This is a genomic window from Candidatus Macondimonas diazotrophica, assembly GCF_004684205.1.
GTDB lineage: Bacteria > Pseudomonadota > Gammaproteobacteria > UBA5335 > UBA5335 > Macondimonas > Macondimonas diazotrophica.
This window is the reverse complement of the sequence record NZ_SRIO01000008.1, coordinates 79,656-98,668: the sequence shown is the minus strand read 5'-3', so window position 1 is coordinate 98,668 and position 19,013 is coordinate 79,656. Positions and strand designations below refer to the sequence as shown.

The following is a 19,013-nucleotide window of genomic DNA, read 5'->3' as shown; positions in this document are numbered from 1 at the left end:
CTGACATGCACCTTTTGGCTTCCCCGCCCGCTCTGGGCGTGAACATCGATCACGTTGCGACGCTGCGTCAGGCGCGGCGCACGGTCTATCCCGATCCGGTTCAGGCGGCATTTCTGGCCGAGCAGGCGGGGGCCGACAGCATTACCGTGCATTTGCGTGAGGATCGGCGCCATATCCAGGACCGCGATGTCCGCCTGTTGCGAACCCTGGTCCAGACGCGTCTGAATCTGGAGATGGCGGTGACGGCGGAGATGGTGAATCTGGCGGTCGAGTTGGCGCCGCAGGCCTGTTGCCTCGTTCCGGAACGGCGCGAGGAACTCACCACCGAAGGTGGATTGGATGTTCGGGCGCGCGAGGAGGAGATCGCCGAATCGTGCGGCCGGCTTGCCGCGGCCGGGATCACGGTGGCGCTGTTCATCGACCCGGACCCCGAGCAGATTGCGGCAAGCCTGCGGACCGGCGCCGTCGCCGTCGAGCTGCATACCGGCGCTTACGCCGAGGCCACCACCCCGGCCGAGCGGGCGCGCGAGCTCGCGCGCCTCGCGACCGCAGCGGACCTGGCGGCGCAGAATGGGCTGGTGGTCCATGCCGGACACGGGCTGAACTACGTCAATGTCGAACCGATTGCCGCCATCGCACCGATCGCCGAGCTCAACATTGGTCACGCGATCGTGGCACGGGCTGTTCTGACCGGCATGGCCGAAGCGGTCCGTGAAATGAAGCGGTTGATGCGCGAGGCGCGCCGGGGGTGATCCTGGGTATCGGCACCGACATCGTCGCGGTGGCGCGTCTGCGCGCTGCGCTCGATCGACGCGGCGAACGGTTTGCCCGGCGTATCCTGAATGCAGGCGAATGGGCGGACTATGCTGCCGCCAGCGATCCGGCGCGGATTCTGGCACGTCGGTTTGCCGCCAAGGAGGCAGTGGCCAAGGCGCTCGGAACCGGGTTCCGGGAGGGCATCGGACCCGGGCAGATCGAGGTGGTGCACGATGTGCGCGGCGGACCCGGTGTGCGCCTGCACGACGCTGCCGCGCGCTGTATGGCGCGGCAGGGCGGAACCCACATGCTGCTCAGCATCAGCGACGAACGGGCGTATGCGGTCGCCTACGCCGTGCTATGGGGTGCCGCGGATTGAGACGCGGGCAGGCTGGCCAGGGTGGTGGTGATGGCTTGCGCCAGCTGCTGAACCAGTTCCCCATCGATTGAACCCGTGTTCTGACGGCCCAATTGATTTTCCAGTGCGCTGGCCGCGGACTTGAGCGCGGGCAGACGGCAGAAGGCGGCCGAACCATGGATCTTGTGCGCAATGGAACGCAGGCGTTCACGATCGGCCGCTTGATGGGCATTGATCAGCTCAAGGCGCTGTTCGGACAGGTCTTCCTGCAACAGCGTCCACAGACCGGCATCGCTCAGGGGTGAGGAGCCGGGATCCGGTTCGGGCGTGGGGTATTGGCCGATTCCGTGGTGTGCGAGAAGCGCCAGCAGTTGGTTTTCGTCGACCGGCTTGACCAGGCAGTCGTCCATGCCGGCTTCTCGAAAGGTGGCCCAGTCCTCGGGCACGGCGTTCGCTGTTACCGCAAGAATCGGCGTTCGGCGGCCGGCGACTTCAAGCCGGCGCATGGCGCGAACCGCATCCAGACCACTCATGATGGGCATATGCACGTCCAGCAGCACGGCAGCATAGTCATGCCGGCTGAACGCTGCGACGGCACCCTGTCCGTCGCTGAATTCCTCCACTTGGGCACCGTTGCGACGCAGCAGTGTGGCGAGCAGTCGCAGGTTGATGCGATTGTCATCGGCGACCAGTAGCTGATAGCCAACCAGATTGCCATCGGGTTCGGCAGGAGGTTCGGAAACCAGGTTGCACGGACTATCGGGGGTCAGCAACTGGCATAGGCGGGCATACAGTTCCTGACGATGCAATAACTTGGGCAGGCAGGCTACGGCCCCTGCAGCGCGAATCTGTGCATGTTGCGCCGGATCAAGGGAATTGATCAGTGCCACAGTGTCGCAGCCACTGGCTTTGAGCGCCTCAAATTGGCTGGTGACTTCCGACAGCAGCAGGTCTTGTACCGACAGCCCCACCACGATCAGCGCCGGATGGGTCTGGGCGCGTTCCAGCAGCTGTCGGGGCGTTTCGGCCTCTTCAACGGTCAGCCCCCAGCTTTCCAGCCGATGGCGCAGGGCCAGCCGACTCAGGGGAAAACCATCCCAGACCAGTACCCGCCGTCCGCCCAGCGACGGCGCTGCTGGCTCGCCGATATGCGCGCTGTGGGATGATGCGAAGGGGATGGTGAACCAGAACGCCGAACCCTTGCCCGGTGCGCTGTCGACGCCGATCTGTCCGTCCATGGCGCGGACCAGCCGCTCGGAAATGAACAGGCCAAGACCTGTTCCACCGAACTGGCGGGTGGTACGGGCATCGACTTGGGTGAACGGCTGGAAAATCTGCTGTTGCTGGCGTGGCTCGATGCCAATGCCGGTATCCGTCACCGTGAAGCGGATGACCGGCCCGTGTGCCGTGTCATCCTCGAGCATGGCGCGCACCGTGATCTGGCCGTACAGCGTGAACTTGATGGCATTGCCAATCAGATTGGTGAGGACCTGGCGCACCCGTTGCGCGTCTCCGTGAACCTGTTCTGGGACATCGCGGTAGACCAGAGGCACCAATTCCAGGCCTTTTTCAAAGGCAATGGGTGCCAAAAGGCCGGTGACATCCTCGAGCAGGCGGTGCAGGTTGAAGTCCATCGGGTGCAGGCTGAGCTTGCCGGCCTCGATACGGGAAAAGTCCAGGATGTCCTCGATGATGCCCAGCAGATTGTCCGCCGATTGTCGGATGATCTGGGTGTATTCATGCGATTCCGGGGGAAGAGGCTGATCGGCCAGAAGCCGCGCGAAGCCCAGAATCCCGTTGACGGGCGTACGGATTTCGTGGCTCATGTTGGCCAGAAAGCGCGACTTGACGCGACTGGCCTCCTCGGCGCGGCGCCGCGCCAGATCCAGCTCGACGTTCTTGACTTCGAGCTCCTCGAGGGTGGTACGCAGTTCGGCGTTGGACTGATAGATCTGGCCCTGCAGATCCTGGCGGGTGGCGAGGAGGGCGTCAGCCATGGCGTTGATGCCGCGTTCCAAGGTGCCCAATTCGCCGCCTGACACTTCTGGAACGCGCCGGGTGAGCTGGCCGCGCCGGAAGCTGCGTACGGCCCGGGTCAGCCGCAACACGGGCACCACGATGTCGCGACTGGTGCTGAGCGCCAGAAAATAGCTGATCAGCAGTCCCACACCGATGATCAGGGATCCATTGAAAAGCACCTCCATCTGCCGCATTCGGGTCAGGGTTCGCGACAGGCGGATGGTCACTTCGCCCAGGACATCGTCGGCATCGTCCTGGGTCGCAATGGTGCGGGCGAACAGGGTCTGGTCCTGATCACGATCGCGCAGCCAGCGACTGAACCGAGAGTCGTTTTCGGTCGCAAGCGGTTCCATCGGCCGGCTGCGACGCAGCAGCGTTTCGCCCCGACGATTGGTGATGATCACATCGACAACGCTCGGTGTTTCGAGCATCACCGCGATCTGGCCCGCGAGCAGCGTCGTATCCCCGGTGAGCAACGCATGGCGAGCCATGGGAACCATCTGCCGGGTCAGGGCCTCTCCCTTCTCCTGATGGATCTGGGCGAGCTCCTGAATGCGCAGATTGATCACATAAAAGCCCAGGATAAGGGCGATGAGCGTCGGCGGAACCAGCGCCATCAGCAGCATGCGGTCCCGAATGCCCCAGCGCTTGAACACGGATCATCTCCACAAAACCTGCGGGTGCGAGCCGCAACGAAAGGTGACCGGTCCGGCGCGGCTCCAGCCGGTATTCAACCGGATTGAGCGCCGTTCAAACCAGTGTCTTCAGTGTTCATTGTAGAGAAACCCGGCCCTTCGTGGGGATGACTCACGAACCGGCGGCGCGGCGCAGCAGCGCGGCCAGGCGCGGCGCCGTTACCTGCAGGCAATAACGGTCGACGATCTGGGCACGACCGGCCTCGCCCAGGCGCTGCCCGAGCGCGCGGTCTGCGCGCAGATGCGCCAGCGCTTGCTGCCATTCGCCTGCCGTCGTTGCCAGATAGCCGTTGACGCCCGACGCCACCAGCTGATGGTTCACCCCGACGGGCGAGGCCACCACGGGCTTGGCGCAGGCCATGTACTGGATCAGCTTGTAACCACACTTGCCCCGTTCCCACGGCGCATCGGGCAGCGGCATGATGCCGACATCGAATTCGCCGATGTCCCTGACCTCGTCTGCTTCCGCCCACGGCCGAACCTCGGCCGGCAGATCCGCCGGCGCGGCGCGGCCGGCACCGATGAGCACCAGGCGCGCATCGCCGCAGGCCAATAGCTGGCGCAGGGGCTCGGCGACGGCGGCGAGATAGTCGGCGGTGTGGGGCGAACCGATCCAGCCGATGGTGAAGGGGCGAACATGCGTTGCGGGCGCATCGAGACGGGCGGGATAGCGATCGAGATCGATCACCGTCGGCAGGTGCTCGATCCAGCGGGCGCCCGCGTTTTCGGCGCGCGCGGCCAGATAGTCATTGCCGGCGATCACCAGTCGCGCCCCGGCCATGACGCGGTCGATCTTGCGCCCCATGAAGCGGCGCACGAGGGCGCGGCGGTGCAGGTCGTAGTTGTGAAACAGGGCATCGTCGTAATCGACGACATAGCCTACCCCGGCTGCCGCCAAGAGGCGTTCGAGGGTGGCCGGCAGCATGGGGAACAGCTCCTTTTCGATCCACAGCAGATCGAAATCCCGCGCGCGCAGCAATCGCATCAGGCGCGTGACATAGGCCCGCGCGACCTGAGGCCACGGCCGCCGTCCGGCACCATAGAGCGCCTCGAGATAGGCATCGTCCAGCAGCGGCGCCCACGCGACGTCGATGCCATCGCTTGCGAGATGCGGCAGATACTGCAGAGCGCGCAGCCGGGTGCTGGCGCCCTGGCGGCCATAGCGGCTGAGCAGCAGGACCTTCATTGGACGGGCGTGCCGGGCGGGTGCCAGCAGGCGGGCAGGTCGCGCAGCAGCCAGCGGTAGGCCTGCAGCGTTTCGCTGGCCTGATCCGTGGAACCGCGCGCCAAGGCTTGTCCCAGCCTCAGCGGTGGCTCGAGCAGGAGCGTTCCGGCCCAGATGCCGGCGGCTTCAAGCGGGTTGAAGTGTTTGCGTGCATAGCGCAGGCGGCTATTCAGGCTGTAGTAGAGCCGGCGCGCCTTGATTTGTTCGGAGGTGCCACCGCCCTTATGGAACACGCGCACATCGGCACGGTAATGGATGGCCCAGCCGGCCTGGCGCACCCGCTCGGATAGGTCCAGGTCTTCCAGGTAGACGAAGAAGCGTTCGTCAAAGCCGCCGAGTGCATCGAAGAGCGGGCGCCGGATGAGGTAGAACGCCCCCATTACGTGATCGACCGTGCGGCTCTCGGCATGGTCCCAGCGCCGCATCAGATAGCCGCTGGTCCAGGGGGCCAGGCGATCGATGCCGCTGAGGTGGGCTAGCAGTCGCCGTGGTGTGGCCTGACGGGCACAATGGCGATGGGTGCGACCGTGCGCATCCAGCAGATGGGCGCCACACACGCCCGCCGGGGCTCCGTCGGTGCTGCATAGATGGGCAACGGCCCGACCGAGGGCATCCGCTTCCACCTGCGTGTCGGGGTTCAGAAAGAGCAGAAAGTCGGCCGAGCACAGTCGGGCACCCTGGTTACACGCCGCGCCGAAGCCACGATTGTCGGCGTTGCGGACGACGAGCAGCGGCAGGGCGTCGTCAGGCAGATCGATCAGCGAGTCATCGGTCGAGGCATTGTCGACAACCACCACCCGCTTCAGGCTGAACCGGGTCTGATCGGCGGCGGCGACGGCCTGAAGACAGGCACGCAGTTGCGGGCCGGCATTCCAGTTCACGATGACGATGGCGAGGGTCGGTGTGGCCGCGACCGTCATGCTTCGCGCCACTGTCCGCGCAGCCGCGCCGCCTGCGCATAGCCCGTGGTGCCGAGGCCGGTCAGGGCCAGGGCGGCCCAGGCTTTAAGGAAACCGCGATCGGTCGCGACCGCACGGTGCAGCCAATGTCGCGCCGTGGCCGTATCGCCGGCCAGGGCGTGCAGGTGGCCGACGGCGTAGAGATGCTCGGCCAGAGTACGCGGGTAATCGGTGAGCCAGTGGGCGTGCCGTTCGACGATGCGTGTCCGGGCGCGCAGCCGCGCAGCGGCATCGGCAGTGATGGCATCGGGCAGGGTGTGCACGATCACCAGCGGTTCATCCACGCAGCCGACCGGATGCTCGCGGCTCAGGCGCATCATCAGCTCCCAGTCCTGGAAGCGCGGCAACTCGGCGTCGAATCCGCCCGCCGCGTCCAGCGCCACGCGCCGCACCAAGAGGGTCTGGGTGCTGATGAAGCTGTCGCGCAGGATGTCGGCATGCAACCAGCCCGCACGCCGTTTCACCTTCGGGCTTGGCGTGCGCGTGATGCGATTGCCGTTGATGCGCACGAAGGCGCAGTAGACCGCGCCCAGCGCGGGATCCTGCGCGGCCACGTCGAGCTGGCGCGCGAGCTTGTCGAGCAGCCACTCATCGTCGCTGTCCTGGAAGGCCACCCAATCGGCGCGTGCGGCGGCGAGCCCGGTATTGCGCGCCGCCGCCCCGCCGCTCCGGACGTGGTGGCGCAGCACGTGCAGGCGCGGGTCGTCGAAGTCGGCCAGGACGCGGGGCGTATCATCGGTGGAGGCGTCATCCACCACGATGAGCTCGAGATCGGGCGCGCTTTGCGCGAGTACGCTGCGCACCGCGCGGCCGAGGACGCCGGCGCGGTTGTAAGTGGGAAGCACGACGCTGACACGAGGGGGCACGGGCTTATCCGACCGGAAAAGTCGCTATGTTACCGCGTGGACCCGGCCTGTGACTGGATTAGAATCCGCGGTTTGCCAGGGGGAGGGAATCATGCCCGGTCGGCGGCTGCTGTATGTGCACAACGCGGTGCCCTATTTTCTGTCCCATCGGCTGGCGGTGGCGCGCGCCGCGCGCAACGCGGGCTGGGACGTCCATCTGGCGGCGCCTCCTGTCGATGCCGCGTTGCGTGGGAGGTTGGAGGCGGAACGGATCACTTTTCATCCATTCACGCTGTCCCGCCGCGGCATGGCGCCCGCGCACGAGCTGGGTAGTCTCTGGGCGCTCGGCCGGCTCTACCGGCAGGTGCAGCCGACATTGATTCATCTGGTCACCATCAAGCCCGTTCTCTACGGTGGAATGGTGGCGCGTCTGACGGGTGGCGCACCGTATGTGGCCACCATTCCAGGGCGCGGCTATGTGTTCACGACAGCGCCCGGGTTGAAGGGACGAATGCTGCGCGGTGGGGTGCGGCAGGCCTACCGGTTGGCATTGGGCGGCGGCTCGTGCCGCGCCATTTTCCAGAACCCGGATGATCGGGACTTTTTCGTGGCCGAATCGATGATTGCTGCCGATAAGACCCGCGTTGTGCTGGGGTCCGGTGTCGATCCGGACCAGTTTCGGCCCGGGCAGCGCGCTGGAGCATCGCCTCCGCGCGTGGTGCTGGCCTCGCGCATGCTGCGCGACAAGGGCGTGTTGGAGTTCGTCGAAGCCGCGCGCCGATTGAAGGCCGCCGGCATCGCGGCGGAGTTCGTGCTGCTGGGCCTGCCGGACCCCGGCAACCCGGACAGCCATCGCGAATCGGAACTCGCCGCCTGGCATGCCGAAGGCGTCGTGCAGTGGTGGGGATATCGAGAGGATATGCCGGAGATTCTGGCCGCGACCGACATCGTCTGCCTTCCGACGGCCTATGGGGAGGGCGTCCCGCGCATCCTGATCGAAGCGGCCGCTTGCGGCTGCGCGCTGATTGCGGCCGATCGTCCGGGGTGTCGTGAAATCGTCCAGGACGGCGTCAACGGACTGCTCGTTCCGCCGCGCGATGCGGGCGCGTTGGCCCATGCCGTGACGACCCTGCTCGATGATCCGGCGCGCTGCGGCGGGATGGGTCAGGCTGGCCGTGCGCGGGTACTTGCGCAGTTCACCGAAGCGCATGTGGTGGAGGAGACGCTCGCGGTCTATGCGGCATTGACGAGCTGAACCGCTGCGGGAACGCGGCGGGCGATCCGGGCGGGCAGAACTATGCGGTGGCCCTGGAGACGCGTTCGACGGGGTTGCGAATCGATGCGGCCTGGCCATCGCTCCAGGTGGGCGTCTGTGGTGGTCGGGTCGGCGCGGCCTTGGCTGTGGGCCTGGGTTTCGGCTGAACCGTCACAAAGAGCGGGGTAAGCGCAGCCCGGCGGCTCGCGGCGGGGGGCGGTGTCTGCTCAATCCACTGATCTGGTTCGATGCGCTCGACGCGGTCGTTCGGGTGGTAGCAGGGCATCTCGCGGCGGTGTCACGACATCCATTCGGCGTGCATCGGCGATGGAAGGCTCGGGGTCATCGGGCAGCGTGTCGCTGCTTAGCCGGTGTGGCTGATGCTGGCCGGTTCGCTCGGGTTCGGCTGCGCCTGTTCCCAGTCCAGCGCGCTGCGGACGATGGTAGCCAGGTCGGCGTGGCGCGGCGTCCACTGCAGCAGCCCGCGCAAACGGTGGGAGTCGGCCACCATGCGCGGCAGATCTCCCGGGCGTCGCGGCCGGTTGACGGTGGGAATCGTGCGGCCGCTGGCGGCGCCGACGGCGGCCAGCACTTCGCGCACACTGCGGCCTTGCCCATAGCCACAGTTGAGGGTCACCGACTCGCCTTGCGCACGCAGATAGTCCAGCGCGAGTACATGGGCGTCGGCAAGATCCTCGACGTGAATGTAGTCGCGAATCCCGGTCCCGTCGGGGGTGTCGTAGTCGGTGCCGAACACCTCCACGAACGGCCGCCGCCCCAACGCGGTCTCGCACGCCACCTTGATGAGCTGACCGGCCTGCAGGCCGCGTGGGCCGAGGCCGGCGCCTGCGGCGCTGCCGGCGACGTTGAAATAGCGCAGGATGGCGTAGCGCATGGGGGTCATTGCGCAGAGATCGCGCAGCATCCATTCCGCCATCAGCTTGGATCGGCCATAGGGATTGTTGGGCGCGGTCGGACTCTGTTCGGTGGCTGGGAGATGCAGGGCCGGCAAGGCATAGACCGCGGCGGTGGAAGAGAACATGAAATGCTGGATACCGGCCCTGGCGCAGGCCGAGAGCAAGGTGTGCATGAGGCAGGTATTGGTGTCGTAGTACTCAAGCGGAAGACGGACCGAATCCGGGACGCTGGTTCGGGCGGCGAAGTGGAGCACCGTATCGATGGGATGGCGACTCAGTAGGTCGTCCAGCAGTTCGCGGTTCCCGGCGTCGCCTACCACCAGCTGCCCATGCTGCACATTGTCGAGGTGACCGGTCGACAGATCGTCCAGAATGATCAGGGACTCGCCGCGCTGACCAAGCTGACGTGCCACATGGCTGCCGATATACCCGGCACCGCCGGTAATCAAAACCATTTTTGCCATGAATGCCCGTTGCCTTGATTCCGGAGCCCTGTGTTTTGGTGGTGGAAGGATAGCATCGGCAGCTCCCAATGCGGATCCCCTGCGCGGAGTACACGCTTTTTGCTAGCATTGCAGCCCTGTGGTCGGATCCGGCCGAACGCCGCGGTTCTGCTGAATCAACGAGGGCAACATGTCGACAATCCGCAAAGTGGTCTTGGCCTATTCGGGGGGGCTCGATACCTCCGTGATCCTCAAGTGGCTTCAGGAACACTACCACTGCGAAGTGGTGACCTTCACGGCCGACCTTGGCCAAGGTGAGGAGCTTGCACCGGCACGGGCGAAAGCCGGTTTGATGGGCGTCAAGGAAGTTTATATCGATGATCTGCGCGAGGAATTCGTGCGGGATTTCGTCTTCCCCATGTTTCGCGCCAACACCCTTTATGAGGGCGAATATCTTCTGGGCACCTCCATTGCCCGGCCGCTGATCGCGAAGCGGCTGGTCGAGATCGCGACCGAAGTGGGCGCCGATGCCGTGGCCCATGGCGCGACGGGCAAGGGCAACGATCAGGTGCGTTTCGAGCTCGGCGTTCTGGCGCTTCAGCCATCCCTGCGCGTCATCGCGCCCTGGCGCGAGTGGGATCTGAGCAGCCGCGAGACGCTGTTGGCTTATGCCGATCGGCATGGCATTCCCGTCGATCGGCAGGGCAAGAAGAGTCCCTACTCGATGGACGCGAATCTGTTGCACATCTCCTATGAAGGGGGGGTTCTGGAGGATCCCTGGGCGGAGCCCGAGGAGTCCATGTGGCGCTGGTCGGTGGCGCCCGAACAGGCACCCGACGCGCCGCAGTCCATCGAACTCGATTTCGAGCGGGGCGATCTGGTCGCCATCGATGGACAGCCCTATTCACCGGCCGCTGCGCTGGCCTATCTGAACCAGATCGGCGGCGCTCACGGGGTCGGCCGCGCCGACATCGTGGAGAATCGCTATGTGGGCATGAAATCGCGCGGATGCTATGAGACGCCGGGCGGCACGATCCTGCTCAAGGCCCATCGCGCGCTCGAGTCGCTGACGCTGGATCGCGAGGAAGCCCATTTGAAAGATGAGCTGATGCCGCGCTACGCCAGCCTCATCTACAACGGTTACTGGTGGAGTCCCGAGCGGCGCATGCTTCAGGCCGCAATCGATGCGACCCAGGAGCGCGTCAACGGGCGCGTGCGTTTGCGGCTCTACAAGGGCAATGTGACGGTGGCCGGCCGGCAGTCTCCTGACAGCCTGTTCGATGCACGCATCGCGACCTTCGAGGATGATGCCGGTGCCTACAACCAAGCTGATGCTGCCGGATTCATCCGCCTCAACGGTTTGCGCCTGGCGATCGGTGCACGGCGGAACGGTTCCGGCTGAAGGGTGCCGCGCTAGCGTGATTCTGCATCCTGGGCGGCTGGCTCGGCTGTGTGGCGCCGAGCTGGCGGCTGGCCCCGGCGCAGGTCGCCCATGTTCCGGGGTCATTCTTATTACATTTCTGGCTTAATATAGAGAAATTGATTCCTTTATAAGCTAAGCAGGCATTGGTAGCTTAGACGCTCGAAGTCCTATCCGGCTCGGACGGTAATCTCCCAAGAGGCCTGCCATGTCCGTATCCAATGCGGTCCAGACATTTTCCCATTCCCCCAACCACGCGGTTGATCTCGATGAGGTCAATCCGGCGCTGGCTCAGGCGTCTGCCGAGGATCGGGTGGCCTGGGCGCTCGAGCGCTTCGGTTCATCCGTTGTCCTGACCTCCAGCTTCGGGGCGCAGGCGGCGGTCTGTCTGCATCTGGTCACCCGCCAGCGGCCGGATATTCCGGTGATCCTGGTCGATACCGGCTATCTGTTTCCGGAAACCTATCGCTACATCGACGCGCTGACCGAACGCCTTGAGCTCAATCTCAAGGTCTATCGTGCGGAACTGAGCCCGGCATGGCAGGAGGCGCGCTTCGGCCGGCTGTGGGAGCAGGGCGTCGAAGGCCTGGACCGCTACAACGAGATGAACAAGGTCGAGCCGATGCAGCGGGCTCTGCGGGAGCTCGGGGCGAAAGCGTGGATCGCCGGCTTGCGGCGCCAGCAGTCGGCCAGTCGACAGCATCTGCAGGTACTGGCCCGCCAGAATGGTCGGACCAAGGTGCATCCGCTCGTCGATTGGACCGATCGCGACATCTATCTGTACATGACCCGTCATGAGTTGCCGTATCATCCGCTGTGGCACAAGGGCTATGTGTCCATCGGCGATGTGCATACCACGCGCCCGCTGGGCGAGGGGATGACCGAGGAAGATACGCGCTTTTTCGGGCTCAAGCGGGAATGCGGCCTGCACGAGCGGGCGTGACGCCGAGGGCTTGGCGGCTATAATCGAGGTTTGCCCCGATCAATGCCGCTCGGGGCATCCGATCTGCCGGAGTGTTCCTTGAGCGCCAATCGCATCTATCTCTACGACAGCACCCTGCGCGACGGCCAACAGACCCAGGGGGTCGATTTCACCGTCGGTGACAAGATTGCCATTGCCCATGAGCTCGACGGTCTGGGCATCGATTATGTCGAGGGCGGCTGGCCAGGCGCCAATCCCACCGATGACGCCTTCTTCGCCGCCGCGCCCACGCTGCTTCGGGCCCGTCTGAGCGCCTTCGGCATGACGCGCCGGCCGGGTCGCCGCCCGGAGGACGATGCCGGGTTGATGCGGATCCTGGGCAGTGGCGCCCCGGTGGTCTGCATGGTGGGCAAGACCTGGGACTTTCACGTCGAGGTCGCCCTGCGTAGCACGCTTGCCGAGAACCTCGAGATGATCGCCGACAGCGTCACCTTCGCCCGCACCCGCGTCGCGGAGGTGATGTTCGACGCCGAGCATTTCTTCGATGGTTATAAGGCCAATCCCGATTTTGCCTTGCGCTGCATCGAAGCGGCACTGAACGCCGGCGCCCGCTGGGCGGTCTTGTGCGATACCAACGGCGGCAGCCTGCCGCATGAGGTGGAAGCCATCACGCGCGAAGTCGCGGCGCGTGTTCCGGGCGAACGGCTCGGCATCCACTGCCATGACGATACCGGTAACGCGGTGGCCAACAGCCTGGCTGCCGTACGGGCCGGTGTGCGCCAAGTGCAAGGTACGCTCAACGGCCTGGGTGAGCGCTGCGGCAACGCCAATCTGGTATCGCTGCTGCCGACCCTAATGCTCAAGATGGGCTATGAAACCGCGCTCAGCCGCGAGGATCTGCGCCATCTCACCCACGTTTCGCGCGTGGTGGATGAGCGACTCAACCGCGCCCACAACCGCCATGCGCCCTACGTCGGCGAGAACGCCTTCGCGCACAAGGGGGGGCTGCACGTCTCGGCGGTGGAGAAAGATGCCCGCAGCTATGAGCATGTCCAGCCCGAGGATGTGGGCAACGCCCGCAAGATTCTCGTCTCCGATCAGGCCGGCCGCTCCAACGTGCTCTCTCTGCTGAAGGAAGTGGGGATGACGATCGAGGCAAGCGACCCGCGTATCGACCGGCTGGTACGGCTGGTCAAGGAACGCGAATTCATCGGCTACACCTATGACGGTGCCGAGGCGAGTTTCGAACTTCTGGCGCGCCGTGAGCTGGAGAATCTGACGCCGCCCTTCGAACTGGTCAGCTACCGGGTGATGGACGAGCGGCGCATGACCGAGACCGGCGCGCCCTTCACCCTCGCCGAGGCGACCATGAAGGTGCGCGTGGACGGCGAGCTGCACATGACGGTGGCCGAGGGCAACGGCCCGGTGAATGCGCTCGACCGCGCCTTGCGCAAGGCGCTGCTGGTCGCCTATCCGGTATTGGTCGACATGCATCTGGTGGACTACAAGGTGCGCATTCTGGGTGCCGGTGCCGGCACTGATGCGTTGATCCGCGTCATGATCGAAAGCACCGACGGTTCCGGACGGCGCTGGACCACGGTCGGCGTCTCGAGCAATGTAATCGAGGCCTCCTGGCAGGCGCTTTCCGACGCGGTGGCCTACAAGCTCTACGCCGCTTGATCTGCCGGACGCGCCCTTCGCTCCAGACCTCGCCGGTCGCGGCCGATAGGCAAGGCAGGCCAAGATGGCGGAGGGATGGGCGACATGCCGGATGTGCGCGACCTGGGGTTGATCCTCGACAGCGGTGTGCCGCTGGTGGTGATCGAAACCCACGAGGAGCAGCGTGTCTTGGAGCTGGTGACGCGATTGGCCATCGCGCGCGATTGGACGATGTTCAGCTGGAGCGCCACGGCCGGCCTGCGGCGCGAGCCGGCCGATCCGGAAACGCCCCCGATCGTAGGGACGCGCAAGCCGGAGGGTGTATTGACACACATCCGCGAAGCGGCTGCAGCGGGTCTGTATGTCCTGTTTGATTTTCATCCTTACCTGGCCGATGCCCCGCTCATGGTGCGGCTGCTGCGCGACATCGCCCAGCAGCGCTTGCCGCGCCCTCTGCATCTGCTGCTGGTCGGGCCACGCTGCGAGTTGCCTGAGGAACTGCACCGGCTTTCTGCGCGCTTCGTGATGCGTCTGCCGGACGCCGCCGCGCTGGAGCGGCTGGTGCGCGAGGAAGCACAATCCTGGAGCGCCGCCCATCGCGGGGCGCGGGTGCGCAGTGGCCGACGCCAATTGCAACGGATCATCCAGAACCTGCGCGGCGTACCCGAACAGGATGCCCGGCGGCTGGTGCGTAGCGCGATCTGGGATGACGGTGCGCTCACCGAGGCCGACCTGCCGCGCCTCAACAAGGCGCGATTCGAATTGCTCGATTTGTCCGGCGCGGTGCACTTTGAACTCGAAACGGCGCGTCCCGATGATGTGGGTGGTCTGCGGCGCTTCAAGGCCTGGCTGGCCGAGCGGCAGGCCGCTTTTCTCGGCCGCGGCTTTTCCGCCGGTCTGCCACCGCCGCGCGGGGTGCTGCTGCTGGGCGTGCAGGGCAGCGGCAAGAGCCTGGCGGCGCGCGCGGTCGCTGGGGCCTGGGGCGTTCCCCTGCTGCGGCTCGACATGGGCACGCTCTACAACAAGTATTACGGCGAGTCCGAACGCAATCTGCGCAGCGCCCTTGACCTGGCCGAACACATGGCGCCCTGCGTGCTGTGGATCGACGAGATCGAAAAGGCGCTGGCGAGCGGCGGGGACGATGGCGGCACCTCGCGGCGCATGCTCGGCACCCTGCTTACCTGGCTCGCCGAACGGTCGGCCGCGGTGTTCGTCGCCGCCACCGCCAACGCGATCGAGCAGCTTCCCCCTGAACTGATGCGCAAGGGGCGGTTGGACGAGATCTTTTTCGTCGATCTGCCCGATGCCGCGGTGCGGGCGGACATCTTCGCAATCCAGCTGCGCAAGCGTGCACTTGACCCGGCGGGCTTCGACTGTGCTGAACTGGCTCGGGTCAGCGAGGGTTTCTCCGGCGCCGAGATCGAGCAGGCCGTGGTCTCGGCCTGTTACGGCGCGGCTGCCGCGGAGCGCTCGGCGCGCCAGGACGACATGGCGCGAGCCATTGCCGGAACGCGGCCGCTCGCCCAGGTCATGGCCGAGTCGGTGCAGGCGCTTCGTGATTGGGCGCAGGGGCGCACGGTCCCGGCGGATTGAGCCCTTGGCCGGGCCCGAGGCCGGTCAGTCCGAGGCTATGGATGTGGACCTACGCCGCGTCCCGCAGCCTTGATCGGTTCGACGTCATCGCAGCAGCGTGGCACCGGCGATCAGGACCAGCGCTTCGCTCGTCTCCACCAAGGCACCGGCGGGATCACCGGTAAAGCCACCCAATCGACGCAGGTTCCAGCGCCGCCAAAGCCCGAAGCAGGCGCCGGCGAGCAGCAGGCTCAGCGCGCCGGCGGTGCCGCCCAGGGCAAGGATCGCCAGCAGCGAGAGGCCAAGTGCGGCCTGGCAGGTGCTGCGCGAATGCTGGTGTGCAAGCGCGTCTCCCAGGCCACCCGCACGCACATAGGGCGTGGTCAGAAAGGCGGCGACCACCAGAGCGCGGCCGATGATGGGTGCGATCAGTAGCGCGCTTGCGGCACGGCCGGCTTCCAGCAGGCTGGCCAGGGCGGCGTACTTGGTGAGCAGCAGCAGAACGACGGCGACCACACCCGCCGGTCCCGAGCGCGGATCCTTCATGATGGCAAGGTGACGGGACCGATCGCCCCCCGCAGCCGCCGCATCGGCGGTATCGGCCAATCCATCCAGATGCAGTCCCCCACTCAACCAGACCCAGAGCGTCACCACCAGGGCCGCACCGACGCCCGGCGCGGCGGGAAAGCCGAGCGCAAGCAGGCCTGCGGCCGCTGCGAGCAAGGCGCCGATCAGCGCGCCGGCGAGCGGATACCAGGCGAGTGAGCGTCCCACGGCCGCGGATCCGTGGTCTGTGGCGCGGACCGGCAGACGCGTGAGGAAACCGAGGGCCAGGCGCAAGTCATTCATTGACGAGGGCGCCGTGGGCCAGTAGGCGCGGCGCCCCATCGCCCAGGATCACGGTCGATCGACAGGCATAGGGCACCTCGATTCGCAGCAAGTGCTCGAGCGGCATGCCCAGCAACTGGGTCAGCAGGACCCGGATCACGCCGCCGTGAACGACCCAAAGCCACGGGCCCGTGCGCATGCGTTCTTGCCAGTCCACAAAGGCCGCGTTGATGCGTTCGGCAAACGCTTCCATCGTTTCCCCTTGCGGCGGCGGATGTCGCACCGGGTCGCTCCAGAACGCGGTCAGCTGCGCGTGATCCTCAGCCAGGATGACCTCGGCAGTCCGCCCTTCCCAGCGGCCGAAATCCAGTTCCTGGAGGCGGGGTTCGAGGTAGACGGGAATGTCGCGCTCCTCGCCCAGGGTCTGCGCAAACGCCGCGCAGCGCTGCAGCGGCGAGGTGACGATGCCGCACCAGCGGGTGGGCTGGGCCGTTGCCGCCTGCAGCTGGGTCCAGCCGGCCGGGCTCAACGGATCGTCGCGGCGTCCCCGATACAGCGCCCCGCCTTGGGGTTCACCATGGCGCAGCAGCGTCAGGTGTACACCGCGGGTATGATCGTCCGTGAGCATCTTGATCCTCCGATGGCATGCGGTGGGCGGCGATGCGATCTCAACGCCAAAAGCGTGAACCGCAGACGTCCTTTTCCGGTCTCATCTGCGATCGGGGACATCCGCCACACCGATGCGCCCCAATCTCGCTGTTCCGGTTCACGCCGTTTATCCCGCTGATCTGCTGGGCCGGTCTGCTGGCGGGCATGGATTCGTGAGTGTCCTCAATATCTTCATCCAGGTGCGAAAACGATGAACAAATCCAAGTCGATCGATATCAAGGAAGGACTTCCGTTTCCCTGTGGCGCGACCTGGGATGGCAAGGGTACCAATTTCGCGCTGTTTTCGGCGCATGCCACCAAGGTGGAACTCTGTCTGTTCGATGCGAAGGGCAAGCAGGAACTCACCCGCGTTGAGCTGCCCGAGCATACCGACCAGATCTGGCACGGTTATCTGCCCGGCATCGGACCGGGCACGGTTTACGGCTATCGTGTCCATGGCCCCTACGATCCCGATGCGGGTCATCGCTTCAATCCCCACAAGCTGCTGCTGGATCCTTATGCCTGTGGGCATACCGGCGCCCTGATCTGGAATCCTGCGCTTTTCGGTTACCGGATGGAGACCGGAGACGATCTGACGTTCGATGAGCGCGACAGTGCGCCGTTCATGCCCAAGTGCGTCGTCGTCGACCCCGATTTCGATTGGAATGGCCAACCGGGCCGGACCTTCCGGTCGCAGTATGGCAAACCTTTGGTGCCGGCTGACCAGACGGTGATCTACGAGCTGCATGTGCGGGGCTATACCCGGCGTCACCCCGCCGTTCCCGAGCATCTGCGGGGAACTTATGGCGGCCTGGTCGTTCCTGAGGTGCTTGATTACATCAAAACGCTGGGCGTGACATCTGTCGAACTGCTGCCCATTCACACCTTCATCAACGACAACCATCTGCTCGAAAAGGGCCTGACCAATTACTGGGGCTACAACTCCATTGGCTTTTTTGCGCCCGATACCCGTTATGCCTACGAGCCCGAGCAGACCCTTAGGGAATTCAAGGAGATGGTTGCGCGGTTCCATGAAGCCGGTCTGGAGGTGATTCTGGATGTGGTCTACAACCATACGGCCGAAGGCAACGAAAAGGGGCCGACCCTATCCTTCAAGGGCATCGACAATGCCAGTTACTACCGCCTGCTGCCCGATCAGCCTCGCTATTACATCAACGATACGGGGACCGGCAACACGCTCAACGTAAGCCACGCCCGCGTCATGCAGATGGTGATGGATTCCCTGCGCTACTGGGTGGAGCAGACCCATGTCGACGGCTTCCGTTTCGACCTCGGCACCATCCTCGCGCGCGAGCCGAACGGCTTCGACAATCAAAGCGGCTTTCTCAAGGCCTGCAGCCAGGATCCGACCTTGCGCGCCGTGAAGCTGATCGCCGAGCCCTGGGACTGTGGACCGGGGGGGTATCAGGTCGGTGCGTTCCCGCCCGGCTGGGGCGAGTGGAATGACCAGTTTCGCGATACGGTGCGAGATTACTGGCGCGGTGAGGCTTCCGCTGCCGCGTTGGCGCCCCGTCTTTGTGCCTCGGGCGATATGTTCAATTATCAGGGGCGTCGTCCTTGGGCCTCGGTGAATTTCATCACGGCGCATGATGGTTTTACCCTGAATGATCTGGTGACCTACAACGACAAGCACAACGAGGCCAATGGCGAAAACAACCAGGATGGGGCGTCGGACAACCGGTCCTGGAACTGTGGGATCGAGGGGCCCACCGACGATGAGGCGGTCAACGCGTTGCGCGAGCGGCAGATGCGCAACATGCTGGCCACGCTCCTGTTGTCGCAGGGAACACCGATGCTGCTCGCCGGCGATGAATTTGGCCGGACCCAGCATGGGAACAACAATGCCTATTGCCAGGACAATGAGATCACCTGGCTGGATTGGGCGCTGGACGGCAAGGGTGAGTCGTTGCTCGAATTCGTCAAGATGCTCACCCGCTTGCGCCACCGCTATCACATCCTGCGGCGCAGCCGCTTTCTGACCGGCGCCTACAGTGAAGAACTGGGGATCAAGGACGTCACCTGGATCAATGCCGCCGGCGGCGAAATGCAGGTCGAGCATTGGGATGATGGTGCCATGAAATGCTTCGGCGCAGTGCTCGACGGCCGTGCGCAGGTAACGGGGATACGCCAGCGGGGTCACGATGCGACCTTGCTGATGGTGTTCAACGCACACTATGAGCCGGTCGTTTTCCACTTGCCGGAAGTGGCTGGGGGGATCGCCTGGCAGCGGATGATCGATACCCATCTCCCGCCGTGTGAGCAGATACGCGCGGACTTTGTCTTTGGAAAATCCTATCAGGTCACGGCGCGTTCCTTTCTGTTGTTCGAGCTCATGGGGCATGATAGTTATGCGACCGCACGTTCTGCGCAGGGTCATGCCGCACTTGATTTGAGTCGGCGCAAGTCCGGCGCAAGTTTCAAGCCCGGATGAGCCCGCGACACGGTGAGTGATCACCGGGTCCATCGGCCCG

General features: G+C 65.1%; 15 protein-coding genes. 8 read left to right on the top strand and 7 right to left on the bottom strand.

The window, feature by feature from the left end:
* Positions 1 to 5 precede the first annotated feature (5 nt).
* Together pdxJ and acpS are read left to right on the top strand one after the other, a co-directional pair.
* Positions 6 to 752 carry a pyridoxine 5'-phosphate synthase gene (pdxJ, locus tag E4680_RS07755; protein WP_135281836.1) on the top strand — a complete coding sequence of 249 codons (747 nt, stop codon included), beginning with the start codon at positions 6 to 8 and terminating at the stop codon, positions 750 to 752.
* Entirely contained in the window at positions 749 to 1,135 is a 387-nt protein-coding gene (gene acpS, locus E4680_RS07750) for a holo-ACP synthase (RefSeq protein WP_135281835.1), read from the top strand. Before pdxJ ends, acpS begins: the two co-directional genes overlap by 4 nt.
* Here acpS and E4680_RS07745 read toward each other — a convergent pair.
* The 4 genes from E4680_RS07745 to E4680_RS07730 form a co-directional block, all read right to left on the bottom strand.
* Positions 1,105 to 3,789, bottom strand: coding sequence for a response regulator (locus E4680_RS07745; protein WP_135281834.1), 2,685 nt, complete (start codon positions 3,787 to 3,789; stop codon positions 1,105 to 1,107). The two genes, acpS and E4680_RS07745, sit on opposite strands and share 31 nt — an antisense overlap.
* Positions 3,790 to 3,940: 151 nt before the next feature.
* Positions 3,941 to 5,014 carry a glycosyltransferase family 4 protein gene (locus tag E4680_RS07740; RefSeq protein WP_135281833.1) on the bottom strand — a complete coding sequence of 358 codons (1,074 nt, stop codon included), beginning with the start codon at positions 5,012 to 5,014 and terminating at the stop codon, positions 3,941 to 3,943.
* Positions 5,011 to 5,973 carry a glycosyltransferase family 2 protein gene (locus E4680_RS07735; protein WP_205688818.1) on the bottom strand — a complete coding sequence of 321 codons (963 nt, stop codon included), beginning with the start codon at positions 5,971 to 5,973 and terminating at the stop codon, positions 5,011 to 5,013. Before E4680_RS07735 ends, E4680_RS07740 begins: the two co-directional genes overlap by 4 nt.
* A complete protein-coding gene (locus E4680_RS07730) occupies positions 5,970 to 6,878 on the bottom strand; it encodes a glycosyltransferase family 2 protein (RefSeq protein ID WP_135281832.1) in 909 nt (302 codons plus the stop codon). The genes E4680_RS07735 and E4680_RS07730 overlap by 4 nt, the downstream gene beginning before the upstream one ends.
* A 91-nt stretch (positions 6,879 to 6,969) precedes the next feature.
* On the opposite strand from E4680_RS07730, the gene E4680_RS07725 reads away from it, so the two are divergent.
* Positions 6,970 to 8,112: a glycosyltransferase family 4 protein gene (locus E4680_RS07725; RefSeq protein ID WP_135281831.1), complete on the top strand. Its 1,143-nt coding sequence runs from the start codon at positions 6,970 to 6,972 to the stop codon at positions 8,110 to 8,112.
* 364 nt (positions 8,113 to 8,476) lie between these two features.
* Here the strand turns inward: E4680_RS07725 and galE are convergent, their stop codons facing one another.
* Positions 8,477 to 9,493: a UDP-glucose 4-epimerase GalE gene (galE, locus tag E4680_RS07720; RefSeq protein ID WP_135281830.1), complete on the bottom strand. Its 1,017-nt coding sequence runs from the start codon at positions 9,491 to 9,493 to the stop codon at positions 8,477 to 8,479.
* A 169-nt stretch (positions 9,494 to 9,662) separates the two neighbouring features.
* Between galE and E4680_RS07715 the strand changes: the two genes are divergently transcribed.
* The 4 genes from E4680_RS07715 to E4680_RS07700 all read left to right on the top strand — a co-directional run bounded on the left by E4680_RS07715 (position 9,663) and on the right by E4680_RS07700 (position 15,066).
* On the top strand, positions 9,663 to 10,874 hold the full coding sequence (locus tag E4680_RS07715) for an argininosuccinate synthase (protein WP_135281829.1): 1,212 nt from the start codon (positions 9,663 to 9,665) through the stop codon (positions 10,872 to 10,874).
* A 226-nt stretch (positions 10,875 to 11,100) separates the two neighbouring features.
* The gene (locus tag E4680_RS07710) at positions 11,101 to 11,835 is read left to right on the top strand and encodes a phosphoadenylyl-sulfate reductase (RefSeq protein ID WP_135281828.1); all 735 of its coding nucleotides are present in this window, start codon (positions 11,101 to 11,103) and stop codon (positions 11,833 to 11,835) included.
* 78 nt (positions 11,836 to 11,913) lie between these two features.
* Positions 11,914 to 13,494 carry a citramalate synthase gene (gene cimA, locus E4680_RS07705; RefSeq protein ID WP_135281827.1) on the top strand — a complete coding sequence of 527 codons (1,581 nt, stop codon included), beginning with the start codon at positions 11,914 to 11,916 and terminating at the stop codon, positions 13,492 to 13,494.
* 84 nt (positions 13,495 to 13,578) lie between these two features.
* Positions 13,579 to 15,066 (top strand): AAA family ATPase, encoded by a 1,488-nt coding sequence (locus E4680_RS07700; protein WP_135281826.1) that lies wholly within the window; start codon positions 13,579 to 13,581, stop codon positions 15,064 to 15,066.
* 84 nt (positions 15,067 to 15,150) lie between these two features.
* Here E4680_RS07700 and E4680_RS07695 read toward each other — a convergent pair whose 3' ends face one another.
* Positions 15,151 to 15,894: an adenosylcobinamide-GDP ribazoletransferase gene (locus E4680_RS07695; RefSeq protein ID WP_135281825.1), complete on the bottom strand. Its 744-nt coding sequence runs from the start codon at positions 15,892 to 15,894 to the stop codon at positions 15,151 to 15,153.
* A complete protein-coding gene (locus E4680_RS07690) occupies positions 15,887 to 16,501 on the bottom strand; it encodes a histidine phosphatase family protein (RefSeq protein ID WP_135281824.1) in 615 nt (204 codons plus the stop codon). The genes E4680_RS07695 and E4680_RS07690 overlap by 8 nt, the downstream gene beginning before the upstream one ends.
* Positions 16,502 to 16,732: 231 nt before the next feature.
* Here E4680_RS07690 and glgX point away from each other — a divergent pair, with 231 nt between their 5' ends.
* Positions 16,733 to 18,973 (top strand): glycogen debranching protein GlgX, encoded by a 2,241-nt coding sequence (gene glgX, locus E4680_RS07685; RefSeq protein WP_135281823.1) that lies wholly within the window; start codon positions 16,733 to 16,735, stop codon positions 18,971 to 18,973.
* The last annotated feature ends 40 nt before the right edge of the window (positions 18,974 to 19,013 follow it).